We start from the raw sequence: 19,818 nt of genomic DNA, 5'->3' as shown, positions 1-19,818 counted from the left end.
CACCGTCGCCGCCACCATCCAGCGCCTGGCACGCAACGTCCGCCTGGTGTTTGACTACCTGGGCATGACCGAAAATTCCCGCCGTCGGCGGGGACGGCCAGCCACGGCGGGCTAGAACGGATTTGCCGTGGTTACAGGGACAGTATGCCTTATTCGATTCCTTCGACTGGAGACTTATGCTACTGTCCCCGAGATTTCCGGCGTCCCTACGGCGAGGCTCGACACGGGAAAACAGTGAGGTGACTTATGGGTGCAACGCATGTGACGGTGACAATAAGGAATCCTGCAAGCCCGGAAAGATCATGGGAAGGGCTCTTTCTTGTTGATACCGGTGCAACCGATTCTCTTGTTCCAAGAGATTCTCTGGAGTCCATTGGCCTAAAGCCCAAGGCACAGCGCATTTACGAGCTTGCCGACGGTAGCGAAATCCGGATGGACATTACAACAGGCGACATTGAGTTTATGGGGGAGATTGTCGGGGGAACGATTATTTTTGGCGATCCTGGAACGGAACCCATCCTGGGAGTGACCGCCTTAGAGTCTGTGGGCATTGATGTCGATCCACGAAATCAAACATTGAAACGTCTACCCGCAATCCGGCTAAAAATACTAAAAACAGTAGGACAGCAATAGGGGCCAACCTCGATTTCTTTCAATATTCGAGACCATCTATGCGGGGAGGAAGCGACTTGGCTAACCAAAACATTGTGTTTGCTGGTGACAAGGTAGCGCTCATCGGCCGGGGCAAGACATCCGCTGAGCATTCACCTGGAAAGCTGGAACAACACGCCGACTGCGTCCGCTCGAACGGCTCGCCCGTGGGCTATTTCGGCGAGGCTGGCGAGGGTAGCGGCTATACTATTTCGGCGGTGCTCATCGGTATTCGCGGCGAAGTCTACGACCTGGATGGATTCAAGAGGAGTCGACCCTATTACGTCGACGCCACGATCGCGCGGCTGCGGTGTCGTCTCGACCGCCCTCGTGGTTCGCGTATCGAGTTCACAGGCAGAGCGCTTCGACGACTATTGGAACCGTCTGACCGAAGACCCCGGCACGTTCCGCCTGCTCGGCAAGAACTGCTCCACTCGCGCCTCGGGCGCCTTTCGCCACGCTGATATCCTCGCCGCCGGAATTCCCGAGCTCGACACGCCGAATAATCTTTATGAGCAGATCATAAGACAGCGACGGGACATCTGTGAAAGCTACTCGGGATACATCGGCTTTACGACCGTGGGGAGCGGCATGACCATGGCCGTCGAGGACCCATGAGCGCGCACCGGCGGCGCTTCAGGTTGGTGGCCGCTACGTCGCTCGCGACGGCGCTCACCCTGTTCAACCTATCGAGAGAGGAGTCTTACGCCATGGCCGATCCGTTGGTACAATTGGGATGGGAATGGCGCGCCGAGCGCGCTCTTGAGCAACGAGCGGGCCTGCGACTCATCCAGATTAAGAAAGAGGGGAATGGCTTGTTTGGCATTGGTCGCTCCCCCTCTCTTGGTGGTTCGCTGCCCGATGCCCAGCGCGTTCAGGCAGAGATCATCGCGGTGGACCGGCTCGGTCGGGCAGAGGCCGGCACCAGGATCGGATTTCGCATTCCCAAGCGAGAACTCAGGGGTGCAAAGGAGGGCGCGCTCGTCGCCATCGGCATGATCGGCCAAGACGTCGTGTGCTTCGTTCCAGCGCCAGCACAGATTACCGAAACATCGCTCGCTAGCTGGATATCTGAAGCGCATTGTCCCTGAGCTCAGGCTGACACTCTCGTGAAGGCCAAGCGGGGTAAAGGGGCGCTAGCGCAATAGCACGCAGTTAGGCGACTAGCTTTCTTGTGGAGGATTGAATGACCTTTTCAGTTGTCGCCTTCGACCCTGCCAACGGCGATCTGGGCGTGGCCGTGCAGTCGAAATTTCCCAATGTCGGGATATCCATCCCCTTCGCCAAGGCGGGCGTGGGCGCGGTGGCGACCCAGTCCTATTGCAATACCAGCTTCGGTCCGCGTGGGCTCGCGCTGCTGGAAAACGGTGCCTCACCCGAGCAGGCACTGGCCATCCTGATCGATGGCGACCCACAGCGCGACGACCGCCAGGTCGGGATCATCGACGCGCGCGGGCGTACCGCCAACTTCACCGGCGCCAACTGTTTCGGTTGGGCGGGCGCGGCCCAAGGCCGGAACTGCTCGGCCCAGGGCAACACCCTGACCGGCCCCCAGGTCGTGTCCGAGATGGTGCGGGCGTTCGAGGAGACCGGCGGCACGCTCGCCGAACGCCTGCTGGCCGCACTCCACGCCGGCCAGGCCGGCGGCGGGGATCGGCGCGGCCAGCAGTCCGCGGCCCTGGTGGTGAAGCGCGCGGGCGGCGGCTACGGCGGTTTCGACGACCGCTATGTCGAGGTCTCGGTCTGCGACCATCCGACGCCGATCAGCGAACTGGCGCGGCTCTACGCCATCCATCGGCTGACCTACCTCACCAGCGACCCGGATCGATTGGTCCAGATCGACCCCGCCATCGCCGGCGAGCTGCAAGGGATTCTGCATGCACGCGGCTTTTATCAGGGTCCGGTAAACGGTCAATGCGATGCGGAGCTACTCCGCCGCCTGCACGATTTTATGGGCTGGGAGAACTACGACGCCCGCATCCGCGACGATGACCGCATTGACCTGGAGGTGCTGGAGGACATCCGCCGGAAACACGAGCGCTTTCTAGGCGCCGGGACATAGTGTTCGCAATCCGCAGCCGCGCGGAAATCCCCGCCCGACACAGAACGAAGCTTAAGGTAAAGATCGATGGAAATACTGACCCTGATTGAGAACACAACGGAAACTGATTCCTTAAGAAGTGAGCATGGGCTATCTCTTTTGTTGAAAACCGGAAAGAACAGTCAACTATTATTTGACACCGGGGCTTCAGGCGCATTTCTCGATAATGCGATACAGCTTGGGGTGGACCTATCCAGCATTAGTTGCGTGGTCATCTCGCATGGTCATTACGATCACGGCGGGGGCTTGTTTGATTTTTTTGAGATCAACAAGACGGCGAAGGTATATATCAGTAAATACGCTTTTAAGAAATACTATTCCAGCAATAACGCCGATCATTGCGCACCTATTGGCGTGGCTGGGAAACCGTTGAGGTATATCGGCCTTGATACTGAGCGCCTTGAGAGATACGCCCAGCGATTTCAGTCGATCGATGACGTGACAAATCTATTTGACGGTGTCTATCTCGTGCCAAACATCGTTGGCGAGTATCCGCGGCCTAATGGGAATAAGGCGCTCTTCAGCGGGGCTGGTGGCGACGCGGTACACGATGACTTTAGACATGAAATGATTTTAGTGGTCAAGGAAGATGACGGTATCATCATTTTCACAGGGTGCGGGCACAGCGGGATTCTCAATATGATCGAGACGGTGAGACGATCGCATTTTGAGGGTCCTATTAAAGCCATTGTGGGAGGATTACATCTCCAACTTGAGTCTGGGACAAACTCGTTTGCCGACGAATCGGATCAAATAACGGCTATCGGTAAAAAGCTGACTGACCTCGGGGTCACAGACATCCATACGGGCCATTGCACGAGCTTGGCCGCAAGCGAACGGCTTTCGGTTGGGTTCGGGAAAAAGATATCGCGCATTCATACCGGTTCGCGCTTTACACTTTGAAATGCTTGATACGCGCAATACGGCTGCGATAATGAGTCAGGCGCAAGGTTTTATAGTGGAGGGACTGACAATGAGAATCAAAAACCTGCTCGCCATCGCAACTGTTTGCTTGGTGGCATTCACCGCTCAGATCGCGCGCGCGGCGGACCCACTGCCTTCGTGGAACGACGGCCATGCCAAACAAGCCATCATCGGCTTCGTCGAGAAGGTCACGACTCCCGGTACACCGGACTTTGTGCCAGTGCCCGAGCGCCTCGCCACCTTCGACAACGACGGCACCCTCTGGTGCGAACAGCCGATGTATGTCCAGGCGTTTTTTGTCTTCGACCGCATCAAACAGATGGCCCCGCAACACCCGGAGTGGAAGGACCAGGAACCCTTCGCCTCCGTGCTCAAGGGGGACCTGAAAAGCGCCCTCGCCGGGGGTGAGAAATCACTGGTCGCGCTGATGTTAGCCACCCACGCGGGTATGACCACCGATGCGTTTGAAAAGGCCGTCACCGACTGGATCGCCACTGCGAAACATCCAAAAACCGGCAGGCACTTCACCGCAATGGTCTATCAGCCCATGCTTGAGTTGCTCGCCTACCTGCGTGCCAACCGGTTCAAGACCTTCATCGTTTCCGGCGGTGGCATCGAGTTCATGCGGCCTTGGGCGGAGCAGGCTTATGGCATCCCGCCCGAACAAATCGTCGGCTCCACCGGGGGCCTGAGGTATGAGGTGCGGAACGGCACCCCAGTCATCGTGAAGACCCCCGAGCTGGTGCTCAATGACGACAAGGAAGGCAAGCCGGTCGGCATCCAGCGTCACATCGGCCGCCGCCCCATCATGGCCTTCGGCAATTCCGACGGGGATTTCCAGATGTTGGAATGGACCACCAGCGGCCAGGGCCCGCGCCTTGGCATGATCGTCCACCACACCGACGCGGAACGCGAGTTCGCCTACGACCGCGAATCGCCGGTCGGCAGGCTCGACCGGGGCCTTGACGAAGCCCCCGCCAAAGGCTGGGCCGTGGTGGATATGAAAACCGACTGGAAGGCCATTTTCCCGGCGACGCAGTGAGGTGAGCAAACTTGGGCGCCGGCGCCGGCAGCGGTCGCAAACCGCCTCATCCGCGACCGCAAACCAGTCGTCACGGCCGCAGCGCCTCCAGACGCCCATCCCGGATGCCGAATTGGCGCCCGCCCAGTCGTTCGCGCTGCTCCGGGTCATGGCTCACCCAGAGCACGGCGGCGGCGTGTCCGGCGCGGTAAGCCTCCACCACCAGTTCCACCCGCGTGCGGTTGCTCGGGTCCAGGTTGGCGGTGGCCTCGTCCAGCAACAGGGCCTCCGGGTCCTGCGCCAGCAGCCGGGCCAGGGCCAGGCGCTGACGCTCACCGGTGGAGAGCCGCGAGACGGACCAGCCGCACACGTCCGGCTCAAAGCCCAGGTCGGCGAGCAGGCCATGAAGACCCGCGCCAGCCGCCGCTTGCGGGAAGTGCTCGCCCACCCCATCCGCCCACCAGAAGGCCTCCGCGGGCAGGAGCCCGACCCGCCGCCGCCAGCGCGACGGCGTCATGGCGGAGCGCGCCTCGGCCCCCAGCCAGACCTCGCCAGTGTGGGGGTCCAGGTCGGCCACCGCACGCAGGAGCAGGCTCTTGCCGGAGCCCGAGGGACCGGAGATGAAGACCCGCTCGCCCGGGTCCAGGGCGAGGCTCACCGGGGCAAGGACCCGCGGGCAGACCGCGTCTAGACGCAGGCTGGTCATCATTTGCGCCGGAATACCAAATCCCGAACCTGGTGACCGAGACGTTCGCCGCGCTGCTCGAAGCGGGTCAGTGGGCGGGCATCCGGGCGCGGCGCAAACTGGCCGGGCCCGGCGGCATTCTCGAAGGGCGAGGCCGGGGCCTCCAGCACCTCGAGCATCTGTGCCGCGTAATGCTCCCAGTCCGTGGCCGCGTGGAAGACGCCGCCGGGGGCGAGCACCCGGGCCAGCAGGTCGAGAAAGGCCGGGGTCAGGATGCGGCGTTTGTGGTGGCGCAGCTTGGGCCAGGGGTCAGGGAAGAAGAGCTGGACCCGCTCCACCGATCCCGGCGGGAGGCCCTCGGTGAGCAGCTCCACCGCGTCGTGGCGGACCACGCGCAGGTTCGTGAGCCCGCGCTGCTCGATCTCCAGGAGCAGATGGCCGACCCCGGGACCGTGGACCTCCACCCCCAGCCAGCGGTGCGACGGCGCGGCCGCGGCCATCGCCGCCAGGCTGTCGCCGTTGCCGAACCCGATCTCCAGCACCACCGGGCCGGCATCGCCGAAGAGTGCCGCCAGGTCGAGCGGCGTGCCGGGCACCCAGTCCACCCCGTAGCGCGGCCACAGGTCGACAAAGGCGCGCTCCTGCGCCGCCGTCAGCCGCCCTTGGCGCAGCACAAAACTGCGCACCGGGCGGCGCCGGTCGGGCGCTGAGGGCGCCGGGCTGGGGCTCGCTGGTGCGCCCTCACAGGGGTTTAGATCGTCGGATTGGTTCAAATGAATAGGTGCCGTAAGAAGGATTGAGGTCCAGGCCAGCGCCGCGCCCTAAGCCCGCGCAAGGAATCCGAGCAACACCGGATTGACCAGGTTGGGGCGGCTGTCAAAGGTGCCGTGGCCGGTGTCGGGGACGACGAAGAGCTGCGCGTTGGGCAGGGCCCGATAGACGTCGATGGTGTGATCGAGGCGGATCAGGTCGTGGTCGCCGGCCATGAGCAACACGGGTTGGCGGATGGTGGCGAGCAGCGCCGGGCTCAGGTCCTGCTCGGTGGGGGCGTGCAGCCAGAGCTCCCGGAGTTTGGCCCCGGTCTCCTCCGGCGCCTCGGCCGCCGCGTCGCTCTCCGCCTGGAGCGCCTCCAGATGGCCCTGCGGCAGTCCGGCGGGTGAGATATTGACGCCACTGACGACCAGACGATTGACTAGTTCTGGGTAGCGGATCGCCAGCATCAGGCCGAGGATGCCGCCGTCGCTGAATCCCACCAGGTCGACTGAATCGATCCGCAGGCGCCGCAGCAGGGCGGCGGTGTCCTGCATCATCGCGCCGTAGCTCAGTGGACCTGGGACGCCCGGGGTGCGGCCCTGGCCGACCTGGTCGGGGGCGATCACCTCGTGTCCGGCGTCGATCAGTGCGCCGATCTGGTTCGCGAAGGCGTGCTCGCCCGAGTCGCCGCCGCCATGCAGCAGCAGCACCGGCGAGCCGCTGCCGGCCCGCAGGTAATACATCCGGTGCCCGTTGACCTTGGCCCACTGCCCCGGCTCCGCGCCCACGGCGACCGGCAGCAGCAGGGCACCGGCGGACAACAGCAGGCGCAGGAGGAGGTTGGACGGCAGGCGGGGGCGGTTCATGGCCTTCTATATTGGGGGAGCGCGTGATTCTCGGCAAGTTCGCTGGCGCCGCAGTGATGCCGAGCGACCGTCATTTCGGCTTCGGCGGCCGTTGTCGCTCCATTTGCGCGGTTGACTCGGCGGGCACCACGGCTCAGGATTCCGACTCATATCCAAGCCGGAATTCAGATCATGCCTAAGCTCTCAGTTGCCCAGGACATCATTCCGATCGGCGAGTTCAAGGCCCAGGCATCACGCCTGTTGCGCCAGGTATGCCAGGGCGCACGCCCCTTGGTGATCACCCAGAACGGTCGACCGGCTGGGGTTCTGCTGTCTCCCACTGAGTATGACCGGCTATGTGCCCGGGAACTGCTCCTGGAATCGCTCGCGGCCGGGCTCGCCGATGCAGCCGAGGGACGGCTGATGGGGTCCGACACCTTGCGCGAGCGCTTGGCGGCACGCCGCGCCGACTCCGGATCAGACTGACCATGAGGGTGCGCTGGACAGATCAGGCCTTTCTGCGCCTGGCAGAGATCGAAGACTTTATCGCCCGGGACAATCCCAAGGCCGGGGCGCGCATGGCCGAGCGCATCATTGATCGAGGCGATGCCCTCGCCGACCAGCCCTATCTGGGCCGCCCGTTGCCCGAGCTGCCTGGAACCGAACTGCGGGAGGTCATTGTGGGCAATTACCGCATCATTTATCGGGTGCGCGAGGACCAAGTCGAGGTACTCACGGTGTTCGAGGGGCACCGACGGCTGCCGACGGAGGACTTACCCGAAGGCGATTTGGATTAACGGGCGCTAGGTTTAGGTGAGATCTACCCCGCTTCCGGCGCGCAGATAGTCAATGCGGTGGCCGTTGACCTTGGTCCAGTGTTCCAATACCGCTTTTTGTGAGCAGCGACGCGTGTTTGATCCCAGCCGGGAGGAAATGGTGACTGCTTCATTAGTTGTTCCTGTGGCGACGCCGAAAGGCGATCAGGGGTTTGCCGCGGAGATCCTAAGCGATGATAATGAAAAACCTTCCGACTCCGGACCTTGAAACCCCGGACAGCTCCAAATCAAGACTCGGTATATGGCCGCCACGTCATAATATACTTAAGGGCTAGACCTCGTATGGACCAAGAAACCGCTCACCATTAAAATGAATTAGGTGCGATGGCGAATCGGCCACCCAGACATCTGTTTCCCATGCAAATCTACATCGACGCCGAGTTCAGCCAGCAGCGGGGCGTCGAAATAGCCCCATTTGTCGCCCGTATCTCCCGCATAGACCGGCATGCTACCCGGTGCGAAACGCTGGGCGAACTCCTCGATAATGGCCCGAATAAGTTCACTGTGGTCCCCAGGGCTGAGTGTGATTTCCTTGCCTGGCGCGATCTTGACGGGTATTCGACTCTGTTCGCGTACCATGGCATACTTGGCCGCCAGCGTCTCGCGACTGGCGAGATAAGTCGCTAGCGACTGATGCCACCCCGGGGTGCCGAAACTGCGTAATAGTGTCAACGCCGCCGGCCCAATCTGGTAAACCGCTTTCGGACTATTCACCGGCCGCATGAGGTCGTCCGGGTTGTAAAGTGCAATACCGATCGAATTGATCGTCGATCATTGCCTGAGTTGGTGCGATATCTTTAGCGATCCCCCACTCCCCGAGGGCAATAAGGGCCGCGCGGCTTGGGTATTTCATGAGCTTCAAGTCCGTGGCGTTTACCTGCGTGTGTCCGTTGAAGCGCCGGAAATTCTCATCGACGGCCGTCGTGCTGAGAAACAGGGCCAAACCCTGCGCGAGCGCTTCCGGCAAGCCGTGCTTGCACTCATGAAATACGTTCAAATGGTTCTCGAAACCCAGGGCATCAACGCCCCCGAAGGCGCTGGGTCGTACCACTGCGGCAATAATCCGCCGTTTCTCTTCTTTGGCTGAGAAGCGACGCACCACACAATAAAAGCCATTCGGGTAAAGCCATTTTTCGGTTTCCGCGTTGCGCTGGATCGCGTTGGGTTTTTTCAGTTCCGGTTTCGGCCATTCTGTGCCCATGTCTCTAAAATGGGCGGGATAAAGCAAAGGGACAGTGCCCTGCTCCGGCATGTTCCGCAGATATTCTTTTAGCCGAAAGTCGACCACCGGGCCGGTTGAGACGCTGGCGCCGACCTCACCAAGCGAATAGTGGACAGCGGCCGACAACTCAATGGCATTGGGCTCGGTCGTCATCGGCACATGAATGAAACGTGCGGGATCATCCGGCAACACGATGCGATCAAACGGATGGCTGTCTGAGGCAAGGTCGCCAAAGGAGTCATCGGTGGACGTGCTCACGGTGATGTCATCTTGCGTGGCGCCACGCTCGAACGCGATGATGATGTTCTCCTGTAACACCCCGTCATCTTTGAACGCCTTGTTGCGCGAATCGAACAGATGCAGGTGACGGATCGCGGCGTGCTTCAGCAGAAAATCGCGGAAAGGACGGTAATAGGGTCCATTGCAAAAGCTGCGCGGGATGATCGCGACGACCTGCCCGCCGTGGGCCATCAAAGCCACGGACAAAGCCACGAAGGCGGAATAGAGATTCACCGTCTCAATGCCAACCCCCCGGAGCAACAGACGGTAGCGCGAGTCGCTGCCGATCTTCTTGTAGGGTGGATTAAGAATGGCGTGGGTAAAATCGGCCTGTCCGAACTGGACGCGATTGATCGCGTGCTCGATAAAATCGCCGCCAACAATTTCGTAAGTCAGCGTTGCGCGCGCCCGATAGCTGGCCAGAGAGCGATCCAGTTCCTTATGAAGCAGACTATCCAACTCGAAGGCAGTCACTGCGATGGCAGAAAAACTCAGATCGCCTGGTCGGCACCTTTCCAGGAATGCACTTGCCAGGGAGCCGATGCCTGCACCGGGATCGAGTAGACGACACTGGTCCGCGCCGGTCGGGCGAAATAGCCCGGCCATAAAATGTGCCGTGCTCGCCGGCGTGAGAAATTGCCCGAATTGCGACTTCCTCGTCGGCGTCGTGTCCCTTGATATTCTCAACCTGGTTTGTTCGAGTGCCGATAACAAGCACTACCGCTCTTATTTGCGTTCATTCGCGTTCCTTTGCGGACCAATCTCTTCTCTCCTACCGCCGCTCCTTGATCTCCACCCCGAGCGAGCGCAGCTTGCGGTACAGATGGGTGCGCTCCATCCCGGCCTCCTTGGCCATCTTGCTCACGTTGCCGATGTGCTTCTCCAACTGGTAGTCGAGATACGCCTTCTCGAATTGCTCGCGCGCCTGACGCAGCGGCTGGTCGAAGGAGACGAGCCCCTCCAGCGGCGGGGCCTGGACCGGCGGCGGGGCGCCCAAGGCGGCCTCGACCTCCTGTTGGGTGATCTCATCGCCGGTCCCCAGGATCAGGACCCGCTGCACCAGGTTCTTGACCTCGCGCACGTTACCGGGCCAGGTGTAGTTGCGCAGGAAGTTCTGGGCGCCGACGCTGAAACGCCGGTAGGGGAGCTTCTCGTGGGTGGCAAAGAAATCGAGATAAAAGTTCAACAGGTCGGGGACGTCCTCGGCGTGGTCGCACAGCGCCGGGATGTTCAGGGGGACCACATTCAGATGGTAGAACAGGTCCTCCCGGAAGCGGCCGGCCCGCACCTCGTCCTCCAGGTTACGCTGGGTCACTGCGATGATTCGCACGTCGATCGCCACCGGTTCGACCCCACCGACCCGCAGGAAGGAGCCGTTGTCCAGCGCCCCTAACAGCAGTGCCTGGGCCTCCAGGTCCATGTCAGCCACCTCGTCCATCAACAGCGTGCCGCCGGCCGCCTTTTCCAGGCTGCCATAGTGGGTCGCCCCCGCCTCCTCGCTGCCGAAGAGCTCCCGGGCGGCGCTGCCGCCGGTGAGCGCCGAGACGCTGAGATCGATGAAGGGCCGATCGCGCCGCGGGCTCTGGGCGTGGAGATAGCGGGCGAAGGTCTCGCGTCCGCTGCCGGACTCACCGGTGATCAGCACCCAGGTGTCGTGCTGGGCAATACGCTTGATCTGCTCGCGCAGCCGTTGCATGGCCGTGCTGCGTCCGACCGGCTCCTGGACGATCGGGGCGCGGCGCTTGAGTCCGATATTCTCCTGTTGGAGCTTCTCCGCCTCCAGTGCCCGCCCCACGGTGAGCAGTAGCTTGGCCATGGACAGTGGCTTTTCCAGGAAGTCGTAGGCCCCCAGGCGGGTCGCCTCCACCGCCGTCTCCACCGTCCCGTGGCCGGACATCATGATCACCGGGCAAGGCAGGCCTTGGTCCTGCGCCCACTCCTTGAGCAGGCTGATGCCGTCGAGATCCGGCATCCAGATATCCAGCAGGATCAGGTCGGGGCGCCGCTCGCGCAGCGCCAGGCGGGCCGCCGCGCCGCTCTCGGCGCCGCTCACCTGGTAGCCCTCGTCCTCCAGGATCTCCTGGACCAGACCCCTGATGTCCGGTTCGTCATCGACGACCAAGATGTGTGTCGCGCTCATGGATGTGGGTGTCGCTCTCGCTCGGCTGCCGCTGCCGGCAGACCCCCGGTACAGATTGGCAGACGGACCCGGATGGTGGCCCCGCTGCCGGTGTTCTCGGCGCCGATCATACCGCCGTGCTCCTCGATTATCTTCTTGACGATGGCCAGCCCCAGCCCGGTGCCCTTGGGCTTGCTGGTGACATAGGGCTCGAACATCCGCTCCTGGATGTCGCTGCCGAACCCGGGGCCGTTGTCCGCCACCTCCAATTGAACCAGGCCGACGCCGCTCCCCGCGGCGCCATCGTCGAGCCGTTGGGTACTGACCTCGATGCGGGCGTCCGCATGCCCCTCGAGGGCCTCCTGAGCGTTCTTGATCAGGTTATGGATCACCTGACGCAGGCGCAACGCATCCCCGCGCACCCAGGTCGCGGGCGCCTCCAGCCGAACCGTCAAGGCGCTCGCCCCCGCGCTGCGGTACAGATCCAGGACCTCTTGGACCAGGCGATCGAACGCCAGTGGCGTGGGCGCGGCCTGGGGGGTGCGGGCGTAGTCGGAGAAGTCGTTGACCATGCACTTCATGGCCTCGACCTGCGCCACGATGGTGCGGGTGGAGCGGTCGATCAGTTGGGCGTCCTGCGGGCTGGCGGTGGGCAGGAGCTTGTGGCGCAACCGTTCCGCGGAGAGTTGGATGGGGGTGAGCGGGTTCTTGATCTCGTGGGCGAGGCGGCGCGCCACCTCGCCCCAGGCGGCGTTGCGCTGGGCCGCGATCAGGGTGGTGATGTCGTCGAAGACCACCACATGGCCACGCCCGTCGGTGCCCGGCAGGGGCAGGGTACTGCCCCGGCACATCAGTGTCTGGCGCCCCGCGGTGCGTTGCAGGACGATCTCCTGTCGCCAGTCCTGGCCCGCCTCCAAGTGGCCGCGTACCGCCTCGGTCCAGGGCGCGAGCCCCGGCTGTGCGGCCTCCAGGTCCGCGAGGCTACGGTCCTCGTCATCGTCGAGTCCCAGGTTGAGGATCTGGCGGGCGGCCGGGTTGGCGGTGCGCAAATGCTGCTCGGCATCGAATGCAACCACCCCGGAGGAGAGCCGCCCGAGCACCGTCTCCAGGTAGGTCCGCTGGGTCTCGACCGCCAGTTGACTGCGCTCGGCGGCATCGCGCGCCTGGGCAATGCGCCGCGTCATGGTATTGAATGAGGCCACCAGGAAGGCCAATTCGTCGTCGTGTTTGGGCAGGGGCAATTGCTGCTCATAGTCGCCCTCGGCCACCGCGCGGGTGCCGCGGGCGATATCGGCCACCGGGGCAACCAGGCGCCGCGCTGTATGGAAGGCACCGATCAGCGCTGCCATGACGCCGAACAGGAGCACCAGCGACAGGGTGAGTGAGAAGCTCGTCTTGAGCGATTGCCGCAGATAGGCGAGCTCCGTATAACGGTTATAGGCGTCCTCCAGGCCGGCCGACAGCTCGGTGATGCGGCTCGAGGTGGGAAAGATCGCCTGCATCTGGAGCGGCCGGCCGCCTGGATCGCGGACCACCACCCGCACCACCAGTTCGTCGCCCGGACCGGTCTCGGTCCCCACATAGTTGTTGCCGGCGCGCAGCCCTTGCTGGATCTCCCCATCCGCGTAGCTCGGGACCAGTTTGGCCGGGTCCTGGTTGGCGGTGCCCAAGACCTCGCCGGAGGGCCCAAAGACACTCAACTCCTCGGCCCCGGAATGCCGCCTCATGCTGTTCAGGTTCAGTGCAATGGCGGTGGAGGACCGGTCCTGGATACCGCTCAACAGGGCCTCGGTGTATTTGACCAGGACCCGTTGATTGAGATCCAGCGAGGCCTGATTGAGCACCAGTGCGTCCTGCATGGCGCGGCCGATGTCCACGTCGAACCAACTGTCGATACCGCGCAGCAGGAACCCCAGTGAGAAGTAATAGACGACCCCCACCGGCAACAGCGAGATGAGAATAAACAGGACGACGATCCGCAGCGTCAGGCGCGAACCGGCCGCCTGGCGGCGATAGCGGCGCACCAGCTTGACCACGTTCACCACCACCAGCACGGCCAGGATCAGCAGACCGCCCAAGACCGCAAACAGCAGCGGCACGAAGGCGCGGCTCAAGTCCTCTGAGTTCTGGATCGCATCGCGCATCAGCACGAGGGCGACAAACAGCGCGACCACCAGCGCGGCGACCGGCACCATGCCCAGGGCGCGTATATTTTTCAAGGTTTCAGGGGCCATTTCGTCCAAGCGCTGGCCAGCTTCCAGGCCCCGCTCAGGTAGGCCGTGGGCCGCAACGGCAGGGGCAACGCCTCGATCTCCAGTGAAACCTTGAGGTGGACCTCATAGGCCTTGCCCGGCTCGAGTCGATTCTGGTCGACCAGCTCCAGGCCCTTGATCTCCCCTAGCGCGGCGATGGCCGCCTCGCGGGTCACAAAGGTCCGCCCGGCGGTCCCCGGCAGTCGGTAGACCTCGTAGGTCTCCGACAGCGGCTTGTGCCGGATGGCGTAGCGTAGCTCCAGTTCTGTGACGCTGCTGTCCCAAATCCAGGCGTCGGCCTGCCGGACCTGGAACTGCATCAGGATGGTCAGGGGCACACCGTTGGCCAGGGCCTCCAGGGCCTCGGGCGAGAAGCGATAGTCGATGAGTGCATCCAGGGTATAGGTCCCATCGACCAGGCGGGTCTCTACCTGGGTCACCCGAAAGTCGGCGGCCAGGGCGTGCCAGGTCAGCACGAGCGCCAGCAGCGCCAACCACCAGGTACGCCCCCGGCGGTGACCGGGCCGGCGGCCCGTCACCGGAAGCCTCATGGGGCCAACTTCTCGAGCAGGGCGAAATAGAAGCCATCGCTCCCCGCGTCGGTGGGCAGCAATTGGTAGCCGTGGGGGCGCGCTCGCCCGTCGCCAATCGGGATCGCCCGCTCACTGGCCTGCGGCTGGCGCGCGAGAAAGGCGGCGATCTGGTCCTGATTCTCCGCCGCCAACAGCGAACAAGTGACATAGAGCAGCCGCCCGCCCGGCACCAGCAACGGCCAAATCGCGTCCAGGATACGCGCCTGCAAGGCACACAGCTCCGCGATATCGGTGGCTCGGCGCAGCCATTTGATGTCCGGGTGACGGCGAATCACCCCGGTGGCGGAGCAGGGCACATCGAGCAGGATCCGGTCGAAGAGCGGTCGATCCCAGGCGCCACGCGGCGCGGCCGCGTCCGCGCATTCCACCCGGGCGTTGAGCCCAAGCCGGGCCAGATTTTCACGCAGTGGGACCAAACGCGCGGCTGCCGAGTCGATGGCCACCAGCTCCAACCCGGGGCCAGCGCGCTCCAGAATATGTGCGGTCTTCCCGCCGGGGGCGGCACAGGCGTCCAGCACGCGCTCGCCGGGTTGGGCGTCAAGGAGCTGGGCGGCGAGTTGAGCGCCGCCGTCCTGCACCGAGACCAGGCCCTCGGCAAAACCGGGCAGGGTCTGGGCCGGCACCGGGCGGTCCAACATCAGGCCGGACTCGGTGCCCGCAATGGGGCGGGCGGTGATCCCGTCGGCCGCCAGCAGGCCGGCGTAGGCGCGCCGATCGGTGCGGGTGGCGTTGACCCTCAGGCTCATCGGCGGGCGGGCGTTGCTGGCGCCGACGATGGCCTCCCAGTCCTCTGGCCAGTCCCGGCGTAGCGCGGCCAAGAGCCACTCCGGGAACAGCCAGCGCACGCTGGGCAGGGCGTCGGCCTCCGCCAGCAGGGCCTCACGCTCGCGCAGGAAGCGGCGCAGCAGGGCGTTGACCAGGCCGGCCTTGTCCGGCTTGCCGAGCAGACGCACGGCCTCCACGGTGGCGGCGACCGCCGCGTGGGGGGGCGTACCGAGCACCGTGAGCTGGTAGAGACCGACCAGGATCAGGGCCTCCAGGTCGCGGTCGCTCGGCTTGACCGGGTGGTGCAGCAGGATACCGACCAAGGCCTCCAGCCGCGGCAGGACCCGCAGGGTGCCGTAGATCAACTCCTGGGTGAGTGCGCGATCCGCCGGCGGGCGGGGCAGGACGGATTGGCTCATCACCCGGGTGAGCGATTGGCCGCGGTCGCGTACCTGGTGGATGGCCAAGGCGGCGGCGGCGCGGGCGTCCGCGCCCGGTTGGCGTTCCGCGTCGGCCGGGCCGCTCCATGGCGAGGGTGGCGTATCCGGTTGATCCCCCCGCCGCGGCGCCCCGCGGCGCTCCCGCCGGGCGGGGGCGTTCCCGGTGGGGCCAGCGCGAGCGGCGCCCGCCTTGGCCCGGCCCCAGGGGTTTTCGCGCCCGCTGGCGTCCCGTGGGTTTGGGGATGGGGTCGCGCGGCGGTCGCGGTCCGTCGGGTCTTTGGGTCCGCGTTCAGCCAAGACACACTCCAGTCATCGCTCGGGCGTTGAGAAAGTCGGCAGCGTCCATGGGGCGCTTGCCGGGCGGCTGCAGACGGGTGATCGCGAGCAAGCCGGCGCCGGTGGCCACCCGCAACCCCATGCGATCCGCCGCGACCACGGTCCCCGGGGCGGCGGTGCTGCTTGGTTCAGCGACCTGAGCCGACCAGATCCGCAAGGGTTCGCCCTGGAATCGGGTCTGCGCCACCGGCCAGGGGTCGAAGGCGCGCACCAGACGGGCAATGGCCGCGGCCGGTTGGGTCCAATCGATGTCGGCCTCCTCCTTCGTGAGTTTATGGGCATAGGTGGCCAGCGCCGGGTCCTGGGGTTGAGCGACCCGGGAGCCGTCCGCGATCCCCGGTAGGGCCTCCAGCAACGCCCGCGCGCCGAGTGCCGCGAGCTTGTCATGTAGCCCACCGCCGGTCTCCTGGGGGCCGAGCGGGATGCTCAAGCGGTGGTAGACCGGCCCGGTGTCCAGGCCCGCCTCCATCCCCATGATGCAGACGCCGCTGTGCGCGTCCCCGGCCAGCACCGCGCGTTGGATGGGCGCCGCGCCGCGCCAACGCGGCAGGAGCGAGGCGTGGACGTTGAGGCATCCCAGTCGCGGCGCCGCGAGTACGCGCTGCGGCAAGAGCAGCCCGTAGGCGACCACCACCATCAGGTCGGCCCCGAGGTCGACTAGGGACGCGACCGCCGCCCGGTCGCGTTTGAGCGATTCAGGCTGGTACACCGGCAACCCGTGGGCCAGGGCCAACTGCTTGACCGGACTCTGCTGGAGTCGGCGCCCGCGCCCGGCGGGACGATCCGGTTGGGTATAGACCGCCGCCAACTCGTAATCGGCGGCCAGCAGGGCGGCCAGGCTAGGCACGGCAAAGTCGGGGGTTCCGGCGAAAATAACGCGCATTCAGATGGCCCGCTGCCGCGGCGTTTCCGCGGGTTTGCCCTGCCGATGGTCGCGTTCCAGCTTGTGGCGGATGCGCTGACGCTTCAGGAACGAAATATGGTCGACGAACAGCTTACCCTGCAAGTGGTCGATCTCATGCTGGATGCAGACCGCCAGCAGTCCGTCCGTGTCCAGGGTGAAGGGTTGGCCGTCGCGGTCCAGGGCGCTGACCCGCACGGACTCGGCACGGGTGACCGGCTCGTAGAACCCGGGTACCGACAGGCAGCCCTCCTCCCCTTGTTTTTCCCCTCGCAACTCAAGTATCTGCGGGTTGATGAGGCACAGGGGCCGGTCGTTTTGCTCAGAGACGTCGATGACCACGATCTGCCGATGGAGATCCACCTGGGGCGCGGCCAGCCCGATCCCCGGGGCGCTATACATGGTCTCGAACATGTCCGCGACGATCCGCCGGACCGCAGAATCGACGCGTGCCACTGGTGCCGCCAGGTGGCGCAGGCGCGGATCGGGGAAGGTGAGTATGTGAAGCTTTGCCATGTCGATGAAGGTGCCGCAGGCGGCTCAAAAGGGGTTAAATGGGGCTCGCCGTGGACCTTGGGGGGGCGCCGCGGGGATTGGTCGGCGGTGGCCGCCGGCCCGCCCGCTGGCAGCACCGCAGTCCCATGCGCTACTATCCGCCTCATACTACACCCCGCAATGGGGCCGGGTGAATCCGGAATCGACCCGAACGGAGGAGTGATGCATCCCCAATCAGTCGGTCGCGCGCCCGCGACCAGCCCGCACCCGCGCCCCGGCACCGCGCGGCGGTCCGTCTTAATCCGCTGGACCGGTGCCTTCCTGGCCGCTTGCCTCGTGGCCGGCCCGGCCGCGCGCGCGGCCGAACTGCGACCGGGCGCCCCGGAGTCCTACACGGTGCGCCCCGCAGATACGCTGTGGAGTATCTCGGGCCGCTTCCTGCGCGACCCTTGGCGCTGGCGCGAGGTCTGGCGAGCGAACACGGATGTCAGCGACCCGGACCTGATCTATCCGGGCGACGTCCTGCGGCTCACCATGGTCGATGGGCAGCCGCGCATCGGCGTGGATCGGGGCGGCGAGACGGTGGTCGGCTATCGGGGGGGGATGCGGGTGGTGCGGCTCGGCCCAAAGGTACGCTCCTCGCTACTGAAGGGGGCGATTCCGACCATTCCGATCGCCTATATCGCCCCCTTCCTGACCCAGCCCTACGTGGCGCAGTCAGACCAGATCAAGCGCGCGTCCTATGTCGTGGGCTTTCCCGATGAGCATCTCGTCGCCGGGGTCGGCGACAGTGTCTATGTCAGACGCATTGACACGGTCAAACCGGACCGCTTCCAGATCCTGCGGCCAGGCGAGGCCCTGCGCGACCCCAAGACCAACGAGACACTGGGCTATCTGGCGACCTTTGTCGCCAGCGCGGCACTGGAGCGCACCGGCGATCCGGCCAAGATGAAGGTGTTGCGCATGGAGCGCGAGGTCGGCGTCGGTGACCGGGTGATCCCAGCGTCCCAGGACGAGCCGCTGCGAAACTTCTTCCCACGTCCGGCGCCCCGGGGATTGCGCCCGGAAATCCTGGCCGTACTCAACGGGGTCACCCAGGTCGGGCAATTCGATGTGGTGATCATCAATGCCGGGACCCGCGAGCGGGTCGAGTCCGGCCATGTCTTTGAGGTGTTTCAGGGCGGGACCAAGGAAACCGACCTGGTCCGACAAGGCGGAGGGGATTGGGACTCCTGGAAAGAGGAGACGCCGCTCTCGACCTCGTTTTGGTATGGCGACAACCAGGAGATCCGCCGGTGGCGCCACGACGGGGCGGTGCCACCCACGGTCGATGTGCGCCCTAACCGCTCGACCTATATCCGGCCCTTTGAGCGATCAGGTCTCCTCATGGTATTCCGGGTCTTCGAACGGGTAAGCTTTGCGATCGTCCTGGAGGCTAAACGGGCGATGCACGTCCACGACCGGATCGCCCCGCCGCCGATCTGAGGCCGTGTCATCCCTGGACGCCTGGCTAGCCCTCGCGGGGGCACCCGGGATCGGGCCGCGGACCTGTGCCCGCCTGATCGAGCGTTTCGGCAGCCCCCAGGGGGTGCTCGACGCCGCGCCGTCGGCGCTCGGCGAGCTGGGGCTCAAACCCGCCGCGATTAGCGCACTCAAGCGGCCTGATCGGGCCTGGAGCGATGCCGTGCTGGGCTGGGCCGCCCGGCCGGATGCCCACGTCCTGACCCTGGACGACCCGCGCTATCCACCGCTGCTTCGCCAGCTCGCCGACCCGCCAACCCTGCTGTATGTGCGCGGCGAGCCGGGCCTGCTCGCCGACCCCCAGGTCGCGATCGTCGGCAGCCGCAATCCCAGCGTGACCGGGCGTGAGATCACCCGGGAGTTCGCGCGGCGGTTGGCGGCCTGCGGGCTCATCGTCACCAGCGGGCTGGCCACCGGGGTCGACGGTGAGGCCCATACGGGGGCATTGGAAACCGGCAAGACGATCGCGGTGCTCGGCACGGGGCCCGACCGGGTCTACCCGGCAGGCCACCGCGACCTGGCACGGCGGATCGCGGGGCAGGGCGCACTGGTAAGCGAGTTCGCCCCCGGGGAGGGCCCCCTGGCGCACCACTTCCCGCGCCGCAATCGCCTCATCGCGGGGCTGTCCTTGGGCACCCTGGTCACCGAAGCGGCCTTGCGTAGCGGCTCACTGATTACCGCCCGCCAGGCAGGGGAGCAGGGTCGCGAGGTCTTTGCCGTCCCCGGCTCCATCCGCAATCCGCTGGCGCGTGGCTGCCATGCCCTGATCCGCGAGGGCGCGGCATTGGTAGAGGACGCCGCCGAGGTGCTGGCCGCCCTGGCCCCGCAACTGCGGGGGCAGTTGGGGGCGCTCACGGCGGCGACGGGCGAGGTGCAGACCTCCGCCTCCTGGCCGGACCCGGACTATGACCGGCTGCTCGCCGCCCTGGGCTTCGACCCGGTCGCCCCGGACGAGCTGACCCGCTGCACCGGGCTCTCCGCCGCGGCGGTCTCCTCCATGCTGTTGGTCTTGGAGTTGGGCGGTCATGTATCATCCTGTCCTGGTGGCCGCTACTGCCGTGCGCGGACCTGAGCGCCGC

General features: G+C 65.0%; 22 protein-coding genes. 10 read left to right on the top strand and 12 right to left on the bottom strand.

Annotated features, from left to right (window positions below; translation table 11 throughout):
- The first annotated feature begins 246 nt into the window (after window positions 1–246).
- The 6 genes from QZX93_RS26515 (at window position 247) to QZX93_RS26490 (ending at window position 4,718) form a co-directional block, all read left to right on the top strand.
- The gene (locus QZX93_RS26515; RefSeq protein ID WP_295392087.1) at window positions 247–633 is read left to right on the top strand and encodes a clan AA aspartic protease; all 387 of its coding nucleotides are present in this window, start codon (window positions 247–249) and stop codon (window positions 631–633) included.
- A 348-nt stretch (window positions 634–981) separates the two neighbouring features.
- Entirely contained in the window at window positions 982–1,269 is a 288-nt protein-coding gene (locus QZX93_RS26510; protein WP_295392085.1) for a hypothetical protein, read from the top strand.
- Between the two features lie 92 nt (window positions 1,270–1,361).
- Window positions 1,362–1,742, top strand: coding sequence for a hypothetical protein (locus QZX93_RS26505; protein WP_295392084.1), 381 nt, complete (start codon window positions 1,362–1,364; stop codon window positions 1,740–1,742).
- A gap of 95 nt (window positions 1,743–1,837) precedes the next feature.
- Window positions 1,838–2,713, top strand: coding sequence for a DUF1028 domain-containing protein (locus tag QZX93_RS26500; protein WP_295392082.1), 876 nt, complete (start codon window positions 1,838–1,840; stop codon window positions 2,711–2,713).
- A 66-nt stretch (window positions 2,714–2,779) separates the two neighbouring features.
- Window positions 2,780–3,655: an MBL fold metallo-hydrolase gene (locus tag QZX93_RS26495; RefSeq protein WP_295392080.1), complete on the top strand. Its 876-nt coding sequence runs from the start codon at window positions 2,780–2,782 to the stop codon at window positions 3,653–3,655.
- Window positions 3,656–3,686: 31 nt separating this feature from the next.
- Entirely contained in the window at window positions 3,687–4,718 is a 1,032-nt protein-coding gene (locus QZX93_RS26490; protein ID WP_295392078.1) for an HAD family hydrolase, read from the top strand.
- 70 nt (window positions 4,719–4,788) lie between these two features.
- On the opposite strand, the gene QZX93_RS26485 is transcribed toward QZX93_RS26490, so the two are convergent.
- The 3 genes from QZX93_RS26485 to QZX93_RS26475 all read right to left on the bottom strand — a co-directional run bounded on the left by QZX93_RS26485 (window position 4,789) and on the right by QZX93_RS26475 (window position 7,001).
- Entirely contained in the window at window positions 4,789–5,403 is a 615-nt protein-coding gene (locus QZX93_RS26485) for an ATP-binding cassette domain-containing protein (protein WP_295392100.1), read from the bottom strand.
- Window positions 5,403–6,068, bottom strand: coding sequence for a tRNA (guanosine(46)-N7)-methyltransferase TrmB (gene trmB / locus QZX93_RS26480; RefSeq protein ID WP_295392076.1), 666 nt, complete (start codon window positions 6,066–6,068; stop codon window positions 5,403–5,405). The genes QZX93_RS26485 and trmB overlap by 1 nt, the downstream gene beginning before the upstream one ends.
- Before the next feature lie 135 nt (window positions 6,069–6,203).
- Window positions 6,204–7,001: an alpha/beta hydrolase gene (locus tag QZX93_RS26475; protein ID WP_295392074.1), complete on the bottom strand. Its 798-nt coding sequence runs from the start codon at window positions 6,999–7,001 to the stop codon at window positions 6,204–6,206.
- Between the two features lie 171 nt (window positions 7,002–7,172).
- Here QZX93_RS26475 and QZX93_RS26470 point away from each other — a divergent pair, with 171 nt between their 5' ends.
- On the top strand, window positions 7,173–7,466 hold the full coding sequence (locus tag QZX93_RS26470) for a type II toxin-antitoxin system Phd/YefM family antitoxin (RefSeq protein WP_295392071.1): 294 nt from the start codon (window positions 7,173–7,175) through the stop codon (window positions 7,464–7,466).
- A gap of 2 nt (window positions 7,467–7,468) precedes the next feature.
- Window positions 7,469–7,777 (top strand): type II toxin-antitoxin system RelE/ParE family toxin, encoded by a 309-nt coding sequence (locus QZX93_RS26465; protein WP_295392070.1) that lies wholly within the window; start codon window positions 7,469–7,471, stop codon window positions 7,775–7,777.
- A gap of 310 nt (window positions 7,778–8,087) precedes the next feature.
- On the opposite strand, the gene QZX93_RS26460 is transcribed toward QZX93_RS26465, so the two are convergent.
- From QZX93_RS26460 to def, 9 genes are read right to left on the bottom strand one after another with little or no spacing between them, the layout of a single operon-like run.
- The gene (locus QZX93_RS26460; protein ID WP_295392098.1) at window positions 8,088–8,156 is read right to left on the bottom strand and encodes a hypothetical protein; all 69 of its coding nucleotides are present in this window, start codon (window positions 8,154–8,156) and stop codon (window positions 8,088–8,090) included.
- Window positions 8,132–8,539, bottom strand: a complete 408-nt coding sequence (locus QZX93_RS26455; RefSeq protein ID WP_295392068.1) for a BsuBI/PstI family type II restriction endonuclease — start codon at window positions 8,537–8,539, stop codon at window positions 8,132–8,134. The genes QZX93_RS26460 and QZX93_RS26455 overlap by 25 nt, the downstream gene beginning before the upstream one ends.
- Window positions 8,523–10,031: an Eco57I restriction-modification methylase domain-containing protein gene (locus QZX93_RS26450; protein ID WP_295392067.1), complete on the bottom strand. Its 1,509-nt coding sequence runs from the start codon at window positions 10,029–10,031 to the stop codon at window positions 8,523–8,525. Before QZX93_RS26450 ends, QZX93_RS26455 begins: the two co-directional genes overlap by 17 nt.
- 58 nt (window positions 10,032–10,089) lie before the next feature.
- A complete protein-coding gene (locus tag QZX93_RS26445; protein WP_295392066.1) occupies window positions 10,090–11,457 on the bottom strand; it encodes a sigma-54 dependent transcriptional regulator in 1,368 nt (455 codons plus the stop codon).
- Window positions 11,454–13,670, bottom strand: a complete 2,217-nt coding sequence (locus QZX93_RS26440; protein WP_295392065.1) for an ATP-binding protein — start codon at window positions 13,668–13,670, stop codon at window positions 11,454–11,456. The genes QZX93_RS26445 and QZX93_RS26440 overlap by 4 nt, the downstream gene beginning before the upstream one ends.
- Complete coding sequence (locus QZX93_RS26435) at window positions 13,652–14,239, bottom strand: DUF4390 domain-containing protein (protein WP_295392064.1); 588 nt, start codon at window positions 14,237–14,239, stop codon at window positions 13,652–13,654. Before QZX93_RS26435 ends, QZX93_RS26440 begins: the two co-directional genes overlap by 19 nt.
- Complete coding sequence (rsmB, locus tag QZX93_RS26430; RefSeq protein ID WP_295392063.1) at window positions 14,236–15,783, bottom strand: 16S rRNA (cytosine(967)-C(5))-methyltransferase RsmB; 1,548 nt, start codon at window positions 15,781–15,783, stop codon at window positions 14,236–14,238. The genes QZX93_RS26435 and rsmB overlap by 4 nt, the downstream gene beginning before the upstream one ends.
- Entirely contained in the window at window positions 15,776–16,705 is a 930-nt protein-coding gene (gene fmt, locus QZX93_RS26425; RefSeq protein ID WP_295392062.1) for a methionyl-tRNA formyltransferase, read from the bottom strand. The genes rsmB and fmt overlap by 8 nt, the downstream gene beginning before the upstream one ends.
- Window positions 16,706–17,239 (bottom strand): peptide deformylase, encoded by a 534-nt coding sequence (gene def, locus QZX93_RS26420; RefSeq protein ID WP_295392061.1) that lies wholly within the window; start codon window positions 17,237–17,239, stop codon window positions 16,706–16,708.
- A 201-nt stretch (window positions 17,240–17,440) separates the two neighbouring features.
- On the opposite strand from def, the gene QZX93_RS26415 reads away from it, so the two are divergent.
- Both QZX93_RS26415 and dprA read left to right on the top strand, forming a co-directional pair.
- Complete coding sequence (locus QZX93_RS26415) at window positions 17,441–18,703, top strand: LysM domain-containing protein (protein ID WP_295392060.1); 1,263 nt, start codon at window positions 17,441–17,443, stop codon at window positions 18,701–18,703.
- Between the two features lie 4 nt (window positions 18,704–18,707).
- Window positions 18,708–19,811: a DNA-processing protein DprA gene (gene dprA / locus QZX93_RS26410; protein WP_295392059.1), complete on the top strand. Its 1,104-nt coding sequence runs from the start codon at window positions 18,708–18,710 to the stop codon at window positions 19,809–19,811.
- Window positions 19,812–19,818 lie beyond the last annotated feature (7 nt).

This window comes from uncultured Thiodictyon sp., from assembly GCF_903946935.1.
GTDB lineage: Bacteria > Pseudomonadota > Gammaproteobacteria > Chromatiales > Chromatiaceae > Thiodictyon.
Note: the sequence above shows the minus strand (reverse complement) of the source record. Positions and strands in the feature narration are given on the sequence as shown.